The sequence below is a fragment of the Vibrio sp. R10-SG-ISO4 genome (genome assembly GCF_059834135.1).
In genome coordinates, this window is sequence record NZ_JCBDHJ010000017.1 from 111,033 (window position 1) to 133,502 (window position 22,470).

At 49.5% G+C, this 22,470-nt stretch carries 16 protein-coding genes; 7 read left to right on the forward strand and 9 right to left on the reverse strand.

All coding sequences use genetic code 11. The features are described 5' to 3' along the window. Nucleotides 1-165 precede the first annotated feature (165 nt). Both AC6R03_RS11220 and AC6R03_RS11225 read right to left on the reverse strand, forming a co-directional pair. On the reverse strand, nt 166-732 hold the full coding sequence (locus tag AC6R03_RS11220) for a mechanosensitive ion channel domain-containing protein (RefSeq protein WP_500629476.1): 567 nt from the start codon (nt 730-732) through the stop codon (nt 166-168). A gap of 200 nt (nt 733-932) precedes the next feature. Beyond that, entirely contained in the window at nt 933-2,471 is a 1,539-nt protein-coding gene (locus tag AC6R03_RS11225; RefSeq protein ID WP_500630781.1) for a GNAT family N-acetyltransferase, read from the reverse strand. A 302-nt stretch (nt 2,472-2,773) separates the two neighbouring features. On the opposite strand from AC6R03_RS11225, the gene fusA reads away from it, so the two are divergent. Continuing rightward, nucleotides 2,774-4,792: an elongation factor G gene (gene fusA / locus AC6R03_RS11230; RefSeq protein ID WP_500630782.1), complete on the forward strand. Its 2,019-nt coding sequence runs from the start codon at nt 2,774-2,776 to the stop codon at nt 4,790-4,792. A 118-nt stretch (nt 4,793-4,910) separates the two neighbouring features. On the opposite strand, the gene AC6R03_RS11235 is transcribed toward fusA, so the two are convergent. Further along, nucleotides 4,911-5,615 carry a TetR/AcrR family transcriptional regulator gene (locus tag AC6R03_RS11235; protein WP_487901414.1) on the reverse strand — a complete coding sequence of 235 codons (705 nt, stop codon included), beginning with the start codon at nt 5,613-5,615 and terminating at the stop codon, nt 4,911-4,913. Between the two features lie 184 nt (nt 5,616-5,799). On the opposite strand from AC6R03_RS11235, the gene AC6R03_RS11240 reads away from it, so the two are divergent. From AC6R03_RS11240 to AC6R03_RS11255, 4 genes are all read left to right on the forward strand, one after another. Then, nucleotides 5,800-6,876, forward strand: coding sequence for an efflux RND transporter periplasmic adaptor subunit (locus AC6R03_RS11240; protein ID WP_500630783.1), 1,077 nt, complete (start codon nt 5,800-5,802; stop codon nt 6,874-6,876). Continuing rightward, complete coding sequence (locus tag AC6R03_RS11245; RefSeq protein WP_500630784.1) at nt 6,876-7,931, forward strand: efflux RND transporter periplasmic adaptor subunit; 1,056 nt, start codon at nt 6,876-6,878, stop codon at nt 7,929-7,931. Before AC6R03_RS11240 ends, AC6R03_RS11245 begins: the two co-directional genes overlap by 1 nt. Further along, nucleotides 7,928-10,987 carry an efflux RND transporter permease subunit gene (locus tag AC6R03_RS11250; protein ID WP_500630785.1) on the forward strand — a complete coding sequence of 1,020 codons (3,060 nt, stop codon included), beginning with the start codon at nt 7,928-7,930 and terminating at the stop codon, nt 10,985-10,987. The genes AC6R03_RS11245 and AC6R03_RS11250 overlap by 4 nt, the downstream gene beginning before the upstream one ends. 169 nt (nt 10,988-11,156) lie before the next feature. Next, nucleotides 11,157-11,861, forward strand: a complete 705-nt coding sequence (locus tag AC6R03_RS11255) for an aspartate/glutamate racemase family protein (protein ID WP_500630786.1) — start codon at nt 11,157-11,159, stop codon at nt 11,859-11,861. Nucleotides 11,862-11,919: 58 nt separating this feature from the next. Here the strand turns inward: AC6R03_RS11255 and AC6R03_RS11260 are convergent, their stop codons facing one another. Further along, nucleotides 11,920-13,719 (reverse strand): choice-of-anchor I family protein, encoded by a 1,800-nt coding sequence (locus AC6R03_RS11260; RefSeq protein WP_500630787.1) that lies wholly within the window; start codon nt 13,717-13,719, stop codon nt 11,920-11,922. Between the two features lie 135 nt (nt 13,720-13,854). After that, on the reverse strand, nt 13,855-14,040 hold the full coding sequence (locus tag AC6R03_RS11265; RefSeq protein ID WP_500629469.1) for a hypothetical protein: 186 nt from the start codon (nt 14,038-14,040) through the stop codon (nt 13,855-13,857). Nucleotides 14,041-14,296: 256 nt separating this feature from the next. Between AC6R03_RS11265 and AC6R03_RS11270 the strand changes: the two genes are divergently transcribed. Further along, the gene (locus AC6R03_RS11270) at nt 14,297-17,095 is read left to right on the forward strand and encodes an EAL domain-containing protein (RefSeq protein WP_500630788.1); all 2,799 of its coding nucleotides are present in this window, start codon (nt 14,297-14,299) and stop codon (nt 17,093-17,095) included. Nucleotides 17,096-17,209: 114 nt separating this feature from the next. On the opposite strand, the gene AC6R03_RS11275 is transcribed toward AC6R03_RS11270, so the two are convergent. From AC6R03_RS11275 to AC6R03_RS11290, 4 genes are all read right to left on the reverse strand, one after another. After that, nucleotides 17,210-18,586 (reverse strand): nucleobase:cation symporter-2 family protein, encoded by a 1,377-nt coding sequence (locus AC6R03_RS11275; RefSeq protein WP_500630789.1) that lies wholly within the window; start codon nt 18,584-18,586, stop codon nt 17,210-17,212. 225 nt (nt 18,587-18,811) lie between these two features. Then, complete coding sequence (puuE, locus tag AC6R03_RS11280) at nt 18,812-19,741, reverse strand: allantoinase PuuE (RefSeq protein ID WP_500630790.1); 930 nt, start codon at nt 19,739-19,741, stop codon at nt 18,812-18,814. Nucleotides 19,742-19,759: 18 nt separating this feature from the next. Then, complete coding sequence (locus AC6R03_RS11285; RefSeq protein ID WP_500630791.1) at nt 19,760-20,491, reverse strand: aspartate/glutamate racemase family protein; 732 nt, start codon at nt 20,489-20,491, stop codon at nt 19,760-19,762. Between the two features lie 9 nt (nt 20,492-20,500). Continuing rightward, the gene (locus AC6R03_RS11290; RefSeq protein WP_334551967.1) at nt 20,501-21,175 is read right to left on the reverse strand and encodes a GntR family transcriptional regulator; all 675 of its coding nucleotides are present in this window, start codon (nt 21,173-21,175) and stop codon (nt 20,501-20,503) included. Nucleotides 21,176-21,444: 269 nt separating this feature from the next. Between AC6R03_RS11290 and AC6R03_RS11295 the strand changes: the two genes are divergently transcribed. Beyond that, nucleotides 21,445-22,443 (forward strand): bile acid:sodium symporter family protein, encoded by a 999-nt coding sequence (locus AC6R03_RS11295; protein ID WP_500630792.1) that lies wholly within the window; start codon nt 21,445-21,447, stop codon nt 22,441-22,443. The last annotated feature ends 27 nt before the right edge of the window (nt 22,444-22,470 follow it).

Genomic DNA, 22,470 nt, shown 5'->3' on the forward strand with positions numbered 1-22,470 from the left:
GCACAACCAAGTGCGCCTTTTGTCGTTTAGGAACCCGTTAAACGAATGTTCTCGTCAATGGCGATATGGTAACGCAAGTGCGCCAATTTGTGACCACTGTGCTTGTGTAACCCTCCCCAAAAAACTGGTCACTATCTTTTTTCACTAAATGTTCTCTCTTGCGAATCATTTTTTAATCCGCGTATACAAACGGGGCTTTTTAGTTACTTTGGGTTTTGGCGGCAGTTTAAGGACGCCTTTTTGCAAAATCAGGTTGTTGGGGTAGGTGATGATGTGGCCCTTTTCGTGTTTGATGTGAACATGAAAAGTGGTGATGTCGACGATCACTCCGGTGACGTCCTCATCTTTATCGATCACTTTGACCAAATCGCCGACGCGGTATGGGAAGACAAAGAAAATTAAAAAGCTGGCAGTGACGTTACTGAGTATCGACCACTGAGCAAACAAGGCGACGCCGAGCACAGCGAAAATCGACGAGAGAAACAGCGAGACATCGCCATATCCAATCCCTGAGGCAATCAAAAACAGCGAAATAAACACAAAGTAGAGGGCAATGTTCAAGCCGCGAATGATAAAAAAGGTACGATTATTCTTCGCCTGCTTTTTACGCGCCATGGCGTGAATGGTTTTCACTAGGATGTGTTTGATGAGCTTTAAGGCGATGAATAGAAGGAAGGCGAACAGAAGTTTACCAAGAAGCGATTCAGAGACGTTGAAGCCGAAAATTTGCATAGTGTCAGTAATGTCGTTGGGTTAAGCCGTGAGCACAGTGGAGCCATCATGTGGTAATCCGGTCTCCTTGTCTAGCGATACTGGTTTGGCTCACAAACGCTGAATAAATATAGCAGAGTGGAAGTTCAAGGTTGCCATCACTGAGCGCGGTGTAACCATGCGCTCAGTGATGGGCAAAAGAGACGACTCTCAGCGAGAGATCACGACTCGTTGTCGGGTTTAATGAAGGTGCCGTAAATATCACTGCGGCGATGTTTGAGGTTGGTGACCGAACCTTCGGTGTTAAGCTGCTTAAGCTTGGTCAAATCGACATCGGCAAAGATGATCATTTCGGTGTTGGCGCTCGCTTCGGTTAAGGTCGCGTCGTGAGGGAAATAGATGTCGGACGGCGAGAAGACCGCAGACTGAGCATATTGAATATCGACATTATCGACCCTTGGCAAGTTGCCGACACTGCCGCCAATGGCGACATAACATTCATTTTCAATTGCCCGAGCCTGAGAGCAGATCCGCACTCGCTGGTAGCCGTTTTTGGTGTCGGTCCAGAAAGGCACAAAGATGATTTGCACGCCTTGTTCGGCCATGATTCGGCCCAGCTCTGGGAATTCACTGTCATAGCAGATCAAAATGCCGACTCGACCCGCATCGGTGTCGAATACTTTCACATTGTCGCCACCATCAATCACCCAGTCTTTTTGCTCGTGCGGGGTGATGTGGATTTTGTATTGCGCGTCAATGTCGCCATCACGGTGCAGCAGATAGGAGACATTGTAGAGCTGATCGTCTTCCACCACTGGCACACTGCCGGCAATGATATTGATGTTGTACGTGACGGCCATTTGTGAGAAGCGGTTTTTGATCTCTTCACTGAAACTGGCGAGAAAACGAATCGCTTCGACGGAGTTTTGGCCAGTCTGCAAGCCCATTAACGGGGCATTAAAAAACTCTGGGAATAGCGCGAAGTCCGCTTTGTAGTTAGAGAGTGAGCTGACAAAGTACTCGGCTTGGTCCATCAAATCGTCGAGATCGCGCATGGCGCGCATTTGCCACTGAATCACGCCGATGCGGACTAAGGTTTTTTCAATGTCGTGAACAGAGATGATGTCCTCTTCATAGAAGAAGTTGTCCCACTCAAGCAGGGTAGCGTAGCCTTTCGATGCGTCATCTTCAGGCAGATAATTACGCATCAAGCGCTTTACATCAAAATCGTTGGCCAGCTGGAAAGAGAGAATCGGGTCGTGCAGTTTGCGACGTTTGACCTGATCGATGTACTCGGGCACGGTCATTTTGTCGGCGTATTTGTGATAGTTGGGGATACGTCCCCCCGCCAAAATCGCCTTGAAATTCTTGTTTCGGCACAGTTCTTTGCGCGCGTCATAGAGGCGGCGTCCCAAACGTAGGCCTCGATAATCTGGGTGGACAAATACATCCAGCCCGTACATGGCATCACCCGAGGACTGGTTTTGAATCACGTTTTGCTCGGTAATGATGTCTGTGTAGGTGTGCGGCAGAGAGAAGCGGTTGTAATCGACTTTAATCGTCAGCGCGGCGCCAACAATTTTATCGTTATCAACAATACAGATTTGCCCATCAGGAAATTGGTGAATCAGGTCCATGATGGTCATTCGTGGCCATGCGCCACCCACATCGGGAAAGACGAGGTCCATCAGCTCTGCAAGCTGAGGGTAATCACCCGATTCAATTGTACGTAAAGAGAGTCTTGGAGTAGTGCTATCCATTTAATCATGTCCTTGTTACCACAACGAAATCAGCATGCCACAAGCGCGAGTTAACATAAACATAACTGATGTAAAAAGTCCCTTTAACGCTTTGAAATAAGTCACATAAAAAATATGGTTATTGCGGCATGCTGAATCGGTATCCCAGTTGAAGTCCCGATGTATTTGCCCTTAGGTGGTCCTATGCAGAGCGTTATTCGAAAACTCACATGGAAGACGATTCGGCGGTAATCCCGCCCACACTCCCACGCCGATGACCCCACTCTAGGGGATATGACCACGTACAGAAGCTAGGAGGCGTTATGCCACTTAATAAGATACGCAATATTGCATTTGTCGGTCAGGCAGGTAGCGGTAAAACCACGCTGATCGAAAAACTGCTCTTCACCTGCGATGCCACCACACATCTTGGCAGCGTTGAAAAAGGCGATACTGTCACTGATTTCGACGCTCAATCGATCCAATATCAACACAGCATTGAAGCGACCCCTGTTACCCTCAGTTGGCAGCAGCACAGACTCAATATTATCGACACCCCAGGACAAGCAGAGCTGCTTGGGCGCACATTCAGTGTCTACCCTGCGGTTGAAACCACGGCGCTAGTGATTGACCCGCAGATGCCCATCAACCAAACCGCTGACCGTCTCTACGCCTTTGCTAAGGCGCAGAAAAAATGTCAGATGATCATCATCAACAAGCTGGATAATCATGGTGATAGGCTTGAGCAAGTGATGGAGATGATCATTGAACATTTTGGTGATTACTGTTTGCCGATTAACCTGCCTTCCCGTGATGGTAAGACAGTCGTCGATTGCTATTTTGAGCCCAACTATGAACAATCAACACTGCTTACCGATGTCGAAGCGGCGCACGAAACCTTGATTGATCAAGTGATCGAAGTCGATGAAGAGCTGATGGAACTCTACCTTGAGCAAGGTTCAGAGTTGACGGCGGGTCAACTGCATGACCCTTTTGAAGAGGCATTGCGCACCGGGCACGTTATCCCGATCTGTTTTGTTTCTGCCCAAACCGGAGCTGGTGTGGAATTGCTGCTGCGTACGCTCAGTGAAATTATGCCAATGCCAAACGAAGGTAACCCGCCGCTGCTCGTCAAACACGGTAAACAAGTGCGCGTCGATTGTGAGACCTTGTCGCACAGCGTGGCACACGTCTACAAAGTGAGCGTTGACCCTTATATGGGCAAACTGGCCTATTTACGAGTGTTCCAAGGTGAAATTAATGCCGGGAGCCAACTCTTTATAGGCGATGGTAATAAACCGTTCAAAGTTGGGCATCTCTATCAGTTGCAAGGAAAAGAGCGGCGCGAGATTTCAAAAGCGTTAGCAGGGGATTTCTGCGTGCTCGCGAAAGTCGATGAGCTGGAGTTTGATGCGATTGTTCATGACTCTCATGATGAAGATGGCGTGAGCCTAAAAACGCTCGATTTCCCTGACTCTATGTACTCACTGTGCCTCAAACCGACCAAGCGTGGCGACGAGCAAAAACTGGGTGACGTACTGAGCAAAATCGCCAGTGAAGATCCCTCTCTGCGGATTGAGCACCGCGCCCGCACCAATGAGACCATCATCAGTGGTCAAGGCGAGTTCCACCTTAAAGTTGCGCTGGAGAAAATGGAGAGCGTCTACAAGTTAAAAGTGGAAACCAGTCAACCTAGCGTTGAGTACTTTGAAACCATCACCAAGCCAGCGCAAGGCCATTACCGCCACAAAAAACAGAGTGGCGGCGCGGGGCAATTTGGTGAGGTGAGTTTGTCGGTTCGACCGCTGCCGCGCGGCGCAGGTTTTACCTTTGTCAATAAAGTGGTTGGCGGCGCGATCCCCACCTCGCTGATCCCTGCGGTTGAAAAGGGTATCCGCCAAGCGCTAGAAGAGGGTGCGATTTCAGGCAATCCTATTCGTGATATCGAAGTGACTGTGCACGATGGAAAATATCACTCGGTGGACTCCAAAGAGATCGCGTTTGTCATCGCAGGGAAAAAGGCGTTTCTTGATGCGGTCAATCAAGCGGATCCGATTGTGCTTGAGCCTATTGTCCAGATGGAGTTGCAAATTCCTACTCAAAACGTCGGCGATGTGTCGGGCGACCTGTCGGGTAATCGCGGTTTGATTGAGGGGACGGTGCCGATTGACGGTAACTTCACGCGCTTGCAAGCGAAGTCACCGGTTAATGAGCTGCAAGATTACGCGCGCCGTCTACGCGCCCTCACCGGAGGCGAAGGCAGCTTTAGCATGACGCTCAGCCACTACGAGCCAGCGCCGGTTCAAGTGCAGCAGCAGGTATGCCAATCGTCGAACGCCTAAATGGGGGGAGTTTAAGTTGAAACGAGCGCCAACCTGAGTTGGCGCTTTTTTTGATTCTGAAGTTTTGGTTCTGAAGTGAATGCGGTTACCGACAAGCCCTTGGGTTGGCTAGGCGTGATTACTCACACGGCACATCGAAAATCAGCGCTTCCACGCTGGTGGGGTGGAGTATGTCTTGTGGATCCACATGGAACTTACGCGACATCATGGTATTGAACATGCGCCAGTGATTGAGTAAACACTGCTGATAATCACTGGTTTCATCTGCCCAAGTTTCTTTCATAAATGGGGTCAGGCTAGCGGCGCCGTGGGCAAACATCATCATCAGCCACTTCATTTCCAAAATCTTAATGGGTGCCTCAGGGTGCGCTTGGTTGTACTCGGTTTCGAGCGATTTGACGATGTTCTCAATTTCACCACTGTTATCGATAAAGTAATCAAACAGCGCATCTTCTTGGCGCACGGCGTCTGCGATCAGTTGGATCGGTTGCTTGAAGTGCAACATATTTGCCAACAAGTGGACCGCAAAACGATAGAGCTGCACATTCGGCGGTGCCCCTTCGGGCATGTTGTCCAAGATGGCACGCATGTACTTTTCCATGTAACGGTGCAGGCCGTCGCTGATGGCGTACCAAATTTGTTCTTTGCTGCCGAAATGATGGCGGATCAGGCTATGAGACACGCCCGCTTTTTCACTGATATTACGTAGCGACACGCGTTCGTACCCCAGCTCGCAAAACAGCTCAGTGGCGATGTTCATGATTTCACATTTGGTTTGCTCAGCGTCTTGTGCGCTGCGTCTACCTTGTTTTCTTTCTGTCATCGTTTTCTTTCATACATCTGCAACAGTGCAGTTTTACCAGATCTTAGTTCAACTTTCATTAAGCGGCGTGACAAACCGAGACACTATAACAAATTTTATATTGTACGTCTGGAAAATAAATATTGATCCCGCCAATAAAACTCATATACTGCACGAGTGTGTAATAAATCGTGATGTGATAATAATGGATACATCGATACAGTCTATGCCTACCTTGGCAAAGCTCGCGCTTGTCGCTGCGGTGAGTTCGTGGATAGCCGGGTGCAATCCCGCTAATTCAGAGGTCACCAACCCCGTGGTCAAACCCGTCAAACTGTTGGAAGTGCCTGATTTGGACAAAAAGCGTTTTGACTCGTTTATTGCCAATATTGATGCCACTGACCGCGCAGAGTTGTCCTTTCAAGTGGCCGGTGAAATTGACACCTTGGCAGTACGCATGGGCAGTGAAGTGAAAAAAGGTCAGGTATTGGCCGAGCTTGATGACACCGATTACCAATTGGCCTACGACGCGAAACTGGCCCAATACCAGTTGGCGAAAACCGCTTACTTGCGCGCCAAACAATTGCACGAGAAGAAGCTCATCAGTGTGGATACGTTTGATCAAAGTGAGACAGAATACAAAGCCGCCTCCGCCGCCCTAGAGCAGGCAAAGACAGATCTTCAATACACGAAGATCGTCGCCCCTTTTGATGGGGTGGTGTCCCTTACGTTCAGTAAAGAGAATCAAGTGGTTGCGGCGAACCAAGTGGTCCTCAATGTCATCAATAACGATGTGCTGGATGTGGTGTTCACCATTCCTGTGAGCTACGCCGAGCGCTATGGTTTGTCTCATATTGGTTCTTCTGACTTTGTGTTAGTGATGGATAGTCACCGTGACGTCATGATTCCTGCCAAATTCAAAGAGATTTCGACCGAGCCAGACAGCGACACCAACAGTTACCGCGCAAGCCTGACATTCACTCGCCCTGAAACGCTTAATTTGCTGCCGGGGATGACGGGTCAGGTGAAACTGCACAACGCGAAGTTGCAAGGTCAGTTTGCTATTGATGACAGTGCCTGGGTGAGCCGTGATCAGCATCATGGTGAGTTATATCGTTTTGATGAACAAACCCAAACGCTGGAAATCGTGCAAGTGATGGTGGATGCGCAAGGCCATATTACCTCGGGTCTTAACCAAGGAGACTTGATTGTGCAAGCCGGAGTGGAACGCTTGATGCCCGGCCAACAAGTCAAAGCGTGGACCAAAGAGGGAGGGATCTGATGAAGTTTTCTCATCTTTCATTGGTAGTGATGGCGGCCAGTCTGACGGCAGCATGCACGCCAGACAATGCGCATCGTCCGCGCCATGATCTGTTGGTTGAAACATACGAAGTGAACCACTCCGTCGAGAGTCAATTTCGCAATTTCAATGGCCAAGTGATGCCCGCAGAACTGACACCACTCTCTTTTCGTTTAGATGGCGAAATCAGCGCCATGTTGGTGAAAGAGGGTGACAGTGTCACTAAAGGTCAAGTGGTCGCGCTGCTCGATGATTCGAAAGCGAAACAAGCCTTGATTGATGCTCAAGTTCGCTACGAATTGGCGCTTAAACAGCAAAAACGCGGTGAAAATCTGCGCCAAGAGAACATGATTTCGAGCGCGGAGCTTGATCAACTGAGCGCCAACTTACAACTGGCGCAGGCAAACTTGGGCTTGGCAAAGGCACAAATGCACTATACACGCTTGAAAGCGCCGTTTGATGGTGTGATTGCGTCGGTTGAGAAGAAGAAATTTGAAAATGCCACACCGGGCGAGTCGGTGGTGTCACTGTATCAGTCGGATAATGTCTACGTGAAAATCGAAGTATCCGATTCTGTGCTCGCCATGCTAAATCCGACCGTGAACGCTAAGCAATATCAACCTGTCGCGACCTTTTCTGGCTTAAGTGGCAGTTATCCGATGCGCTATCTTGAGCACACCAGTGAGCTACACCCGCAAACACAAACTTACCAGTTATGGCTCAGTATGCCCGCTTTGGATCAGCGGTTACTTCCGGGCACTAGCGCCAAAATATCCGTCGATTTGGTCAAAGCGGGTTTGAGTCAAATCAACGCGTACCAAGTACCGATGACGGCCATTGATGCCGGGCGCGATCAGCAAGCCTTTTATGTCTGGAAACTGGAAGATGGCAAGGCGCATCGCTACGCCATCAATGTGGACCAAATTACAGGACAAGGCGCGCTGGTGGCCAGTGGTATTGAGCAAGGGGATGTATTAATTAACTCCAACCTACGCAAATTACGAGAAGGCATGGACATTTCAGGAGCGCAGCTGTGAGTATTGCCGAATATTCAATCAAGAACAAAGTGATCAGTTGGTTGTTCCTGATCATCTTAGCCGTGGGTGGCTACACCTCTTTCATGGATTTAGGCCGCTTGGAAGACCCGGCTTTTACGATCAAAGACGCCATGATTATCTCCACCTATCCGGGCGCGACCTCACAAGAAGTCGAAGAGGAGCTGACGTATCCGCTGGAGAAAGAGATTCGTCAACTGCCGTATATCGATAAAATCACCTCGACCTCGTCCATTGGCATGTCACAAATCACCGTGAGCATGGAAATGGAATACGGACCGGATGAATTACCGCAAATCTGGGATGAAATGCGTCGCAAGATCAATGATTTGAAGCCCAATCTGCCCAGTGGCGTCACTTCTGTTCAGATCATTGATGATTTTGGTGATGTCTACGGCGTCATGTTGATGTTGACCGGTCAGGATTACGACTACATCGAACTGAAACGTTACGCCGATTATTTACGTCGCGAACTGGAGTTGGTGCCTGGGGTGGGCAAAGTTGCGATCAGTGGTGATCAGCAAGAGCAACTGTTTGTTGAGATCTCTTTGGAGCGATTGGCGGCATTGAATCTTGATTTGAACTCCGTGGTGAGCTTGCTCGATCAGCAAAACAGCGTGCAATCGGCGGGTGAAATCATGGTCAATGGTCAAGTGCTGACCATTCGACCGAACGGTTCATTGACTTCTGAGCAAGAACTGCAAGATTTGATCATTCATGGCCGAGATACGGGGAATCTGATTCGTCTCAAGGATGTCGCGACCATCAGTCGTGGCATTGAGGAGAAACCGACCAATGTGCTGACCTTCAATGGTGAACCAGCGATCAACTTAGCCATCTCTTTTGGCGCGGGCGTCAATGTTGTCGAAGTAGGCAAAGCCTTGCAGGCGGAGTTGTCAGCGCTTGAAACCATCAAACCTGCGGGTGTGGATATCCAGTATTTCTACAATCAAGCGGCGGAAGTAGAAAAGTCCGTCGATGACTTTATTGTCAGCTTAGGCCAAGCCGTGGCGATTGTGATCGTGGTACTGCTATTTGCGATGGGGCTGCGTAGCGGGTTGATTATTGGCGCTGTGCTGCTGCTGACCGTGCTCGGCACCTTCATTATGATGAAGCAAAATGACGTTGAGTTGCACCGAATTTCGCTAGGGGCACTGATCATTGCGCTCGGCATGCTGGTGGACAACGCTATCGTGGTGGTTGAGGGGATTTTGGTCGGTCTCAAGCGCGGTAAATCTAAGCTTGAAGCGGCCACCGACATTGTCAAACAAACCCAGTGGCCATTGCTTGGTGCGACGGTCATTGCGATTACCGCGTTTGCTCCGATTGGATTGTCCGAAGATGCAACAGGCGAGTTTATGGGTTCTCTATTTTGGGTACTCTGCTATTCGCTGTTCTTAAGTTGGGTGACGGCCTTGACCCTCACGCCATTCTTGGCTGACTTGTTGCTCAAAGAAGCGCCGCAAAGTGACGACAAGGACGCTGACCCATACCAAGGGGTATTGTTTGCCATCTTTGGTGCGAGCCTTAAATTCGCCCTGCGTTTTCGTTGGTTGACTGTCGCCAGCATGATTGGTCTGTTGGTGGTCGCGGTCGGAGGCTTTGGCCTGGTTAAACAGCAGTTTTTCCCACCGTCCAACACGCCGATGTTTTACGTCGATATGTGGATGCCGGAAGGCACCGACATTCGTGAAACCTTGCAAGAGACGCAGAAAGTTGAGCAGTTTATTCGCTCAAAAGAGAACGTCGAGTTTGTCTCGACCACGACGGGTCAAGGCTTGCAACGTTTCGCGTTGACCTACCAGCCTGAGAAGAGCTATGAAGCGTATTCTCAGCTGCAAGTGCGCACCCACGATCGCGAGTCGATGTTCACCTTGCTGGAAGAGTTAGATCAGACTCTGGCTGTGAGTTTCAACAAGCCGACATTCCAGTTTAAGCTGATGGAATTTGGCCCATCGCCGGCGTCAAAAATTGAAGCGCGTATTACGGGCCCAGATCCTCAAGTATTGCGTGATATTGCGCTGCAAGTGGAAGACGTACTGCTCCAAGATGAAGGGGCACGAAATGTGCGTCATGATTGGCGTGAACGCTCCAAGCAGTTGGTGCCGCAGTTCAACGAATCGAAGGCGCGCCGATTAGGTATCTCGAAACAAGACCTTTCCGATACGTTGCAAATGGCATTTGGCGGGAAAACCATCGGCCTATTGCGGGATGGCACGCATATGTTGCCGATCTTGGCTCGTTTGCCCGAGCAAGAGCGCATTGATTTTGAATCGTTAGCCAATGTCAAAATTTACAGCCCCACGTTGCAAACTTACGTGCCAGTGGAGCAGGTGATTGACGGCGTCGCATTGGATTGGCAAGAGCCGCTCATCCAGCGTCGAGACAGAAAACGCACCTTGACCGTACTCGCCGATCACGATGTGTTGGGTCATGAAACACCGGCCAGCCTTTTTGCCCGCATACAACCGAAAGTGGAAGCACTGCCGTTGCCACAGGGTTATGAGATCTCTTGGGGCGGCGAGTATGAGTCATCAAAAGATGCCCAGCAGGCCTTGTTTGGTTCGTTGCCGATGGGCTACTTATTGATGTTCATCATCACTATGCTGCTGTTTAATTCGCTGCGTAAGCCATTGGTGATCTGGTTTACCGTGCCGCTCTCGATTATCGGGGTGTCGATTGGCTTACTGGCGACGGATATGCCGTTCAGTTTCACCGCGTTTCTTGGGTTACTGAGTTTGAGTGGCATGATTTTGAAAAACGGCATTGTGTTGCTCGACCAAATCAACATAGAACTGTCGGCAGGCAAAGATCCTTATCAAGCGGTGTTTGACAGTGCCATTTCCCGTGTGCGCCCGGTCAGTATGGCGGCATTAACCACCATTCTTGGCATGATTCCACTGGTGTTTGACGCCTTCTTTGGCTCAATGGCTATCACCATTATGGCAGGGCTTGGCTTTGCGACGGTACTCACGTTAATTGTAGTACCGGTACTTTTTGCCCTCTTATATCGAATTAAACCATCCACTGCCGGATAGTGAACCATACCTTGATTCGATAGTTAGGCAGCCCGGGGTTAAGCCGGGCTTTTTTACGCACTGAGAATGGGTTGGCCTGGCATTCGACCAACCCAACGGGTGCTTGCGAGCGATCTATGCCTGCTATAGAGTGGGCTAAGAGCATGATTCGAATTCACAAGGACAGAGTATGAAAACCATAGGCGTGATTGGCGGCATGAGTTGGGAGTCAACGGCAACCTACTACGCGCAGATCAACCAGGGAGTGAAAGCCGCGCTTGGTGGTTTGCACTCCGCAAAAGTGATTATCCACAGTGTCGACTTTGCACAAATTGAAGCGTTGCAACACCAAGGTGAGTGGGAGGCAACGGGGGGGATATTGGCGCAGGCAGCGCAATCGCTCGAACGTGCTGGCGCCGATTTTTTCATCATAGCGACCAACACGATGCACAAGGTGGCGGAGCAGGTTGAGCGCGCCGTGTCGATTCCTCTCTTACACATTGCCGATGCAACGGGGCGTGCACTTCAGGCGCAAGGTATCGAAAAAGTGGGATTACTCGGCACCGCATTTACGATGGAACAAGCGTTCTACAAACAAAGGTTAACGGATAAATTTGGTATTGAGGTGTTGGTGCCCAACGGCGTGCAGCGCCGATTGGTACATGACGTGATTTATCAAGAGCTCTGCTTGGGAACGCTCAATCCACGCTCGAAAAACGATTATCACACCATTATTGATGAGTTAGCGGCAGCCGGCGCACAAGGGGTGATTCTGGGCTGCACCGAAATAGGATTGTTGGTCAAACAGCAAGACACCTCAGTGGCTTTATTCGACACCGTCGCCATTCACGCGGCAGAAGCGGTGGCAATGGCGCTTGAGGAAGGCTCGCTTTAGACAGCGAATTCTTGAGGCTAAGTAGGCCGTCTGTTACGACGGCCTCAATTGAGCAGAGTTACAAATCAATGTGAAAAATCGAGGTTGTGCCGCTGACTTCATTGCCGACCGCGATAAAGTGCTCGCCAGCTCGAGTGAAATAATGAATCGACTCAGGGCCTAAATCACCGGCTTTAGGGTTGTAGGTCTCGTTGTCACATTCTCCCTCATCGACTTTGGTGCAGACAGGTTGGTTAAAATCACGCGGGTTCACATAGTGAAGGAACATCGCATCGCTAGGGTCCGTGACGTCATACACCATGATACCGCCTTGACGTTCTAAGCCAATAAACGCGTAGTGACGGTCGTTAATCTGAGCCACTTCGATCGCTTCAGGTTCGACGCCCTTATCATCACTGCGGTCGTCTGCACTGTCGTTGTTGTCATTGGTGCTGTTGAAGTGCTCCGGCTGCGTGGCGAAGACAATCTGTGCAAATTGATCGCCACTATCGTAAACGCGTTCGCCTTGCTCATTCCAAATAGAAAACGATCGCGCGCCAAACGCCTCGACAACCTCATCTTTCTGTAACGTCTTGCCTGGGTCGATCACCTTTAATCGTGCGAGCTGCTGATTATCTTTTAACGCGAGAGCCAGTGGATGATCGTCACTCACCTTGAGTTTTTTGCCTCGTAATTCATCGCTATACGCGATACAAAAATCGACTTTTGAACCATAATCAGCGGTGCCAGAGTAATCGTCGCCATCCCATTGGTAGCCCTTGGTATCGCATTGCTGTTGAGTGCTATCGAAACCATACTCGCGGCCATCCCCTTCGTTCGCGGTAACGATATAGCTGACGCCATCGACTGAATAGGTGGCAATGGAGTCGGGCATATAAAGGCCAACCAGCTGTGGGTAGGATTGAAAATGACCGAGCCTTTTATCTTTGTTTGAAGCATCAAGAGTGGCGGTAGACCAGGATTTCCCGCCCAGTCCATAAATGGCCTCAACTCGGCCTGTCGTCACATCAATTTTCGCGAGGGCGTTGTTCTCTTGCAGCGCCACAAATAGCTGACCTTTGTCATCAAAGGCAAGGTATTCCGGCTCGAGATCTTGGGCCACGCTGGCACCTGGAGCGGAGAGTCGAACATCACTACCCAATTCGTCGTGACGGACGCCACCTTCATTGAAATCGGTAAAGCCAATTTGCGTGACAATCGCATTTTGATAACCCGTTGAAAGGTCGATGAGGGTGACACTGCCTTCTGGATCGACGCTGTAATCGCTGTTGGGTTCTCCCTCGTTGGCGGCCGCGATATATCGACCGTCTTTGGAGAAACTCACCATATCTGGCAGTGCGCCAGCAGGGTAGGTGGTCAGCAGCTCAAACGTATCACCGCGGTAGAGAGCGATGATGCCCGCTTCTTGCTTGATGCTGTTTTCAATCGCGACCGCGATCCACCCCTGATGCGTTGAGACACTATTGGCTGCGCCAATCTCAATGCCTGCGTGTGTCGCCGCTTGCTGAAGATCGAGTTGCGTCTTCAAACTGGGGGCATGATCGTGACTAAGCGTGAGTACATCGACTTTCTTGGCCTGTGCGTTAACAACAAATAGTTGGTCAGTGCAGGCATCGTATTTGACGATTTCAGCGGCCGAGGTGGCAAACGGCGCATCGGCCGCGTATCGACCCACAAGCGTTAAACCTGCAATAGAAGTCTCACTTTGCGAAGGTGCGACAGTTGCTGTACAACTCAGCGCAGGAACAAGCGTACTGTTTTGTTCTGTAGGTGATGAGCAAGCGGAAAGGGCGGTCAACACGCCGGTGATCGCCAATGTACGAAGAGCAAAAGGCGCGGTATGAGATTGAAAAGACAAAGTAAATCCTCCTTGATGAATGTGGCTCTAGTCTAAGGAGGACTTATGAACAAACCGTGTCGCTTTTGTCTCATCAATGTGAAAGAAAAGTTGATATAGACGGATAAACCAAAGAGTGAGAGCGACTTCTACAAACTAACTTTGTTGTTGAGTAATTAAGTGCACAAGCTCATCTTCGGTAGAGGGGGTTTTTGCAAGCTCCAGCTCGCACTCTGCACCGCCCTTAAGCATGTAGACTCGAGTCGTGCAGTGATCGTGGTGAAACCAACGACCGTCGATACAAACGTCTGTATAGCAGCGAGGATCTTTTTTGAGCTCCATATGTTTCATCCCTGTTTGGTTGTTGTTACATTTTTCAACCTAACTTGGATTTTCTACAGAAAAAATGACCTGGCTCAAGCTTAGGGGAAATGTGGCAGACTCGCGCCGCTTGCGTTGCGAAAATGAAGGTTATAGGCTATTCATTTATTGAAGAAATCGCATAAATTGCGTAGATTCATTGCAAAAATGAAATACGCTAAACATCAAATGCTGAGTGACGGATGATAAAGGATAACGCGCAAAACTGGAGTAATGGATGAATCTAGGCCTTGGACGCTTTACTTGCTGGTGTGTACTGATGTGCTTAGTGGTCTCACTGAAAAGTTTAGCTAGTGATATAGACCATGCTCGCATTCTTGTGATCAAATCCTACGATCCCAACTTTCCTACCTACGCCGATATCTCTTATGGCTTAAACGAAGTGTTAGACCGAGATTCAGTCCTTCTCGATGTCTCTTATATGTACAGCAAACTCGTTTATGATGTCGTCAGTGTCGCCAATTATAAAAGAGCGATCTCCTACCAATTTCTCAACAGCCAGAAATACGACATGGTGATCACGGTGGACGACAATGCGCTAAGATTTGTACTCTCTGAGCGGCAAGGGCTGTTTCGTGACCTGCCGATTGTGTTTTTGGGTGTCAACAATGTTGAGCTTGCCTTATCTCTCAAAGGAGACAAGCAGGTATCAGGCGTGATTGAAGCTGTGTCATTTGATGAAAATATACAGTTTATCCAAGAGGCGATGCCCCACGTGGAGAACATTCATCTGTTAGTGGATGGTACTACCTCAGGGCGTGCCGACTTTGAGAAACTGTTTCGCACTATCGCAGACTACCCCGATTTTAATTGGAAAAAACTCGATTTAGCGACGCTTGCTTGGGGTGAATTGATAGAGGACATGGCGTCGATTGATGCACATAACAGTGTGGTCCTGCTGATTTCGGCTTATCGAGACAAGAACAACGTGGCCCTCTCTTTTGATGAGTCGGTGCATCTTATCACTGATGCTACCACTGCGCCGATCGTCCATCCTTATCAACACGGTATTGGTCAAGGGTTACTGGGTGGATTAGTGGTGGATCACCGCGCTCATGCGGCACTGGCGGGAGAGCTTGCTCACCGATACTTTCATCGTGGCTATTTTATTGAAGAGGACATGGTGGTTCAGCCGCCTACTAAGGCGCTGTTTGATTATGCTCAGCTCAAACGTTTTGGTATTAAAGAGCGCGACTTGCCCTCAGGCAGCCACATATTGGGCAAACCCGAGCCGATATTAAGTCGCTACTATGTCGAAGTCATGACGCTGTTTGGCTTGGTATTTATCATCTTAACGACCTTGGCACTGCTTGCATGGGTGAAAAAGCGCACCGCAGAGCAAGATGAAGACAAATTAAAGTCGATATTGAACAGCTTAGACTCTTACATCTACCTCAAGGATGAGCATGGTAGATATCTGTTTGCGAATAAAAAAATGTGCCAAAACCTCTCTTTGGACGAAGACGAGGTGCTGGGCAAAGACGACTATGACTTATTTGATGAAAACGTAGCAACGCGTATTTCAAGCGTCGATCAGTTAGTGGTCAATTCGAAAAAGCCCTACAGCAGTGAAGAAACCTATTGGCATGAAGATGTCGGCAAGAAGATGATCGTGCATACGCGTAAAGTCCCCTTGATGAATGACAAGGGCGACATCTACGCCATCTGTGGTTCATCCATCGACATCACCCGAAGTAAAACACAAGAGCGCATTATCGAGCAGATTGCTTATCAAGATCCGACCAACGGCTTGGGGAATCGCGTCAAACTCTTTACCTATTTGACGGATGTGATGTCCAAAAGCGAGTTTGTCGGCGGTCAAACTGCGGTTGGCTTTTTTGATATCGATAATTTCCGCTACATCAACGAAACCTATGGACACACTGCTGGGGATCACTGTATTGACATCGTGTTGGATAAATTGAACCGTCTAGTGGGCGAGTCCGGTCAAGCGCTGCGATTGGGGGGCGATGAATTTTATTTGGTCGTCTATGGCGAGACGCACGCTAGCCAAACCATCCGAGACATTCAGCGCCAGTTGCCAGAAGCGGTTAACATTTTAGGCAATACGATACCGCTAAGTGTCAGTGTCGGGATCTCACTCTACCCAGCAGAAGGGGTGACGGAGCCGGAGCAGCTTTTGCGCCGTGCGGAACTGTCATCCTATGAAGCAAAAATGCGAGGCGGGAACCAAGCGGTATGCCTTGACAATACTCAGGATCAAAAAGCGTCCGACAATGAGTTTATCACTGAGGTAATCGGCGCGATCCACCGCAATGAGTTGGAGCTCTACTTCCAACCCAAAGCCAGCTCTAAGCAGAAGAAAATCGTCGGCGCTGAAGCCCTTATTCGCTGGAATCATCCGGTCAAAGGCTTTTTAACCCCCAATATGTTCTTGCCAGAAGTGCATCGTTTAGGCCTCTTTAAACAGATCGATGATTGGGTGATTGAGCGCGCGATGGAGACGCTAGATGCCTGGTGTGAGGCGGGCTTAGCGCTTAATTTGAGCATCAACCTCAGCCACGAATATTTCAGTCAAACCGACCTGTTTGAGATACTACAAGACAAACTGGCGCGTTACCCAAACATCAAACAAGGTTTGCTTGAAATCGAGATCCTAGAGACGCACGCGCTTGAAGATTTGAATCACGTGTCGAACATGATTAAGAAGTGCCGTTTGTTGGGTATTCGTTTCTCGATAGATGATTTCGGCACTGGCTATTCGTCATTGACCTATTTACAGCGTTTGCCGGTCGATACCCTAAAAGTTGACCAAAGTTTTGTGCGCCACGGGCTACGTGAAGTGGACATCGGTATATTGAAAGGGATTTTGGTGTTTTGTCATGCACTGCACATCACCCCGATTGTTGAAGGGGTCGAAACAGTGCAAGAGTTGGAGCGCTTGAATGAGGTGGGTTTTGATTACATTCAAGGCTATTTGATTTCAAAACCGGTGACAGAGAATGCCTTTATCGCGCGAGTAAAAGCGCAACCGGCTAATCTTTCCAGTGCTTGAATTCCACTGCATAAGTACCACTGCATAAGTACCAGTGCTCGATGAATCAGCATTGACACCACTAAAAACGCCCGCCTCTGAAAAAGAGGCGGGCGTTTTTTAGTTAAAGTGTCGTTAAGCGACCGATTCAGCGTCGGTAGAGAGCGTAGCTTCCGCCTTTGGCTGAGTGGGGAGGACCAACGTCATAATGATCGCCGCAATACCGCTGGTTGTGACGGGAGAGCCGAACACGCTTTGCACCAGTTTAGGCATTTGGCCCAAGATGTCTGGCACGAGCATGACACCGAGACCAAAGCCAAACGAGACAGCCAAAATCATCAAGTTGCGACGATCCAATTTCTCGCGCGCGATGATTTTAATCCCAGCCGCTGCCACCGTGCCAAACATGACCAGCGTTGCGCCGCCGATGACGGGTTTCGGTATGGTGGTTAACACGCCACCAATGATGGGGAAGAGGCCTAGCACCACCAAAATCAGTGCCACAAAATAACCCACGTAACGACTGGCGATACCAGTTAAGTGAATGACGCTATTGTTTTGGCTAAAGGTGGTATTTGGAAAGGTGTTGAAAATCGCCGCCAGCATAGAGTTGACCCCATCCCCTAGAATCCCTGCTTTAATGCGCTTCAAATAGCCTTCACCAGAGACCGGTTGTTTGGTGATCATGCAATTGGCGGTAATGTCACCTGTCGATTCTATCGCGGTAATTGCGTAGATAACGGCAACGGGAATAAAGGCATACCAATCGAAATCGAAGCCGTATTTGAACGGTTGAGGGATGCTAAGTAGCGGCTGATTAAAGGCATTGTCGAAATTGACCATACCCATCGACGCGGCGGCGAGATAACCGACCACCATACCCACCAATATGGACGATAAACGCACCATCAGGTTTTTTGAACGGTTAAGCGCAATGATAGTGACAAGAACCAGTGCGCCGAGCACTAAGTTGTGCCAATCGCCAAAGTTGGGCGCTTTGACGCCACCGGCTAAATCTGTCATGCCGACTTTAATCAATGAGATGCCGATAGTGGTGACGACGATCCCTGTGACCACAGGAGTAATGATAAGTTGCAGTTTGTCGATGAACTGAGATAACGCAATTTCAATAAACGCACCGACAAAACAGACACCGAAGATCATCGCGAGAATCTCTTCTGGGCCACCCCCTTGAGATTTAGCAATGAACCCGGCCGCGAGTACGGCGCTAAGAAACGCAAAGCTGGTCCCTTGGACACAGATCATGCCAGCGCCAATCGGTCCGATGCGACGGGCCTGAATAAAGGTACCGACACCCGAAACAATCAGCGCCATACTAATGAGATAGGGAATATGCTGGCCAAGGCCGAGCACGCCACCAATGATGAGCGTTGGAGTAATAATACCGACGAAACTTGCCAGTACGTGTTGCAGACCTGCATAGAGCGCTTGACCCGTTGCGGGGCGATCTTCCAGTGCATAAATCAGGTCACTGTTTTCCTTGTGAGACATGTTGACTTCCTTGTATACAATATTGTTGACATTGTATTGATCAAGTTAGCAACCATTGTGCCATTCATAAATTGGATCGATAAATGAATAAATACAATGGCTTATGTCAGAATGGTCAAGAGACGAAGTCGCTAAGTTGCATAGACTTGGTGCAGTTGACCCGTTTTGGGGGTAGAGAAAGAAAAAACCGCCGGGTAGGAAGGCACCGCAGCGGCAAAACAGAAATTAGGTTGGCGGATGATGCTCTATCCAGTGACGGGCGATTTGCTCTCGCGTGGCGATCCACACACCCGAATGGGATTGCACGTAGTCGAGGAACTTTTTCAGTGCCATAAAGCGACTAGGTTTGCCTATGATGCGACAATGCAGGCCAATTGACATCATTTTCGGTTTGCTTTGCCCTTCTTGGTAGAGGCAATCGAAGTTGTCCTTGAGGTATTGATAAAACTCTTCCCCATGACTGAATCCATAAGGGGAGGCAAATCGCATGTCATTGGTATCCAGCGTGTACGGCACAATCAGATGAGGCCGCGTTTGTCTGGGCTTTTGTGCATCGGGTACTTGCGTCCAAAACGGCAGGTCATCCCCATAATAGTCAGAGTCGTAGAGGAGGTGGTCATGCTCGGCCACGAGAGCGCGCGTATTGGGGGAGTCACGTCCTGTGTACCAGCCGATCGGTTTTTTTCCTGTGAGCGTCTCTATGATTTGGAGCGCTTGCACCATATCTTCACGCTCTTTCTCAATCGGTGCGTCTTGATAGTGAATCCATTTCAAGCCGTGACAGGCAATTTCATGGCCATCGTCGAGTAATGCGTTGGCCACATCTGGGTTTCTTTGCAAGGCTGTCGCGACGGCAAAGGCGGTGAGAGGAAGACCTCGCGCTTTGAACTCATCGAGAATTCGCCACACGCCGACCCGAGAGCCGTATTCGTACAAGGATTCCATACTCATGTGTCTATCAGGGTAAGCGCTCGCGCCAGCGATTTCGGACAAGAAGGTTTCCGAATGTGCGTCGCCATGCAATACGCAGTTCTCGCCGCCTTCTTCGTAGTTCAAGACGAATTGCAGCGCAATCTTTGCCCCATTTGGCCACTTAGCATCAGGGACGTTATCGCGTCCATAGCCTGTATAATTTCTTGGATTATCCATATCCATTTGTATCCCTTAAGTTTTTTATTGACTCCAGTGCTGATAGCGGCCGTGAAAGGCTTTACCTATCGGCGCGCCATAATGACCGCACTTGGCCGTGTTAAGTTGTAAGCTGTACAAAGACTCCGCAAGCTTGACCGCGGCAGTGACGCCATCAATCACCGGGACTTGGAGATCTTGACTCAGTTCCGCCGCAAGATCTGACATGCCCGCACAGCCCAATACGATGGCTTCAGCCCCATCTTGCGAAAGCGCTTGACGGCACTCTTGGCGCAACTGTTCATACAGCGAGGTATGCACCGATTCCAAGGCAAGCACGGCAATGTCGGTTGCGCGCACACCGGTACAGAGATGCGCATAGCCGTAGCGCTGCAAAAGATGGTGGGCGGTGGGGACGGTGCGAGAGAGGGTGGTGACCACACCAAATCGATGCGAGACCAAACTGGCGATTTGAAAAGCCGCGCCGGCGATGCCGATGACAGGCGCTTGCGCTATTTCGCGCGCAGCATCAAGCGCGGGATCGCCAAAGCACGCAATGATATGCGCATCGACGCCTTGTTTCTCCCCGTCAGCGATAAGATCGAGTAAGGCCGCAGAGGCGATGGTTTCATCCAACGCACATTCAATGCTTTCAGGGCCGTGCTCAGGACAGCGAGCGAGGATGTCGCTAGAGGGTAGCGCGACAGTCAAAGCCGATTGGGCAATTTTATCTGTCATGGTAACGCTGGTGTTTGGGTTAATCAGTTGGATTTTCATAGCGCACCTTTACGAGTCCATGTTGGCAAACAGCTGAGTAAAATCAACGTGGGCATCTTTTTTACCTGTTAATGAAATCGACCGCTTAATATGGATCAAATGGTGTCGCATCCACTGCTGCGCCTTGTCGACTTGATGGGTGTCGAGCAAATCAATCAGCTCAAGATGATCGCCACAATCACAACTCACGCTCTCTCTGGTACCGTAGGCGGCGATAACCAAGGATGAGCGGTAGCATAACTGCTCGATAAACTCAGCTAAGACCGAGTTGTTGCCCATATGAGCAAGCTCATAATGGAACTTCGCCGTCAATTGAATGGAACGGGCTAAATCGCCGTCTTGTTCGGCTTGCTTCTCTTGCGCCACCATATCGCGAAAACGTTGCGACACTTTGAGATCCCAATTGTCCGAAATCTCACCGAGCAGCAGAGGTTCTAATGTAATGCGGCTATCCAATACTTCTTCCGCCTCTTGACGACTCGGACGACTGACCTGTGCGCCTTTATTCGGCTGAATCACGACAAAACGTTCAATCGCGAGGCGCTGTAGCACTTTGCGTATCCCGGTACGGCTCACCCCAAACGCTTCCGATAACTTGTCTTCGGGCAAACGCTCACCGGGCGGAAGCTGATGCTCAACAATGGCTTTGAGCATCTTTTGATAAATCTTTTCGTCGTTCGACATGATGACTCTCTATTTGTTTGTATACAATTCATGGTAGCAATATGTATACCATGTTGTGATCCCTTCAAAACTCAATCAGGTACGCAATCGAGTGATAAATCGGCCCGATTTGCACCTTTATAAAGCATAAATGCTTACTTTAAGTGCAATGAGCGATGAGTAATTTGTGGTTCGGTGTAGCTCTGCTGCCATTTAATTGTGGCACAATCTTTGTATTGATGATTGTATACAATGATTATTTAACTTTGATTGAGAGCTCAACAAACAAAATGAATCTATTAGCAAAACTTAAGAAAGAGTGGTTTTTGGTCGGCATGGTGGTCGCGATAGCGCTTGCGACGATCACGGCAGAGATTGGACGCTCCGGCGGGCCGATTCACTTGGACCAATTGACGGCGGTGGGGGTTGCCATTGTCTTCTTTCTTCATGGTCTGGGGTTATCGCCACAAGCGATTAAAGCGGGGTTGACCAATTGGCGCCTGCACATTTACATCCAGGTGGCGACGTTTGTGGCATACCCAATTTTATGGGTAGTGTTTGGCGATCTCTTTATCGCAACCATGCCAGCGGCTCTAGCGTTTGGATTTTGTTATCTCTTGGTTCTGCCGAGCACCATCTCGTCATCGGTTGCGATGACGAGTGTCGGTAAGGGAAACGTGCCGGGGGCGATCTTTAACGCGTCGCTATCGAGCATTATTGGTGTGGTGATCACCCCAGCTTTGATTCAGCTCTTTATGGGCTTTGAAGGGGTATCACTCAATCTGCTCGACTCCGTGTTGTCGATCGCTAAGTTACTTTTGGTTCCGATGATTTTAGGCCAGCTCCTTCGTCCTTACCTGCTGGCTTGGACGGAGAAACACAAAGCGGTGGTCAATAAAGTCGATAAGTATGTGATTCTTTTGATCGTTTACAACGCCTTTTGTGATTCTGTTATTAACGGTATCTGGAGTGAATTCTCTGCGGGGTTGCTGTTGACGGCGATTGCGCTGTGTGTGGTGATTTTGTTGGTGATGGTCCACTCCATTCAGTGGGGAGCAAGAAAAGCCGGTTTCGATCTTCCTGATGAAGTGGCGGCGGTGTTTTGTGGTACCAAAAAGACATTAGCTGCCGGGATCCCGATGGCGAAAGTCATTTTTGGAACCGATCCAACGCTCAGTATGTTGCTACTACCGATCATGTTGTATCACCCAATCCAGATTTTCTATTGCGCCGTGCTGGCTAACCGTTACGCCAAGCAGAGCGGAGAGGTAAAAGCCGCCGCGCTTTAAGCGCGCTAATCGGTGCAACCATTAAGG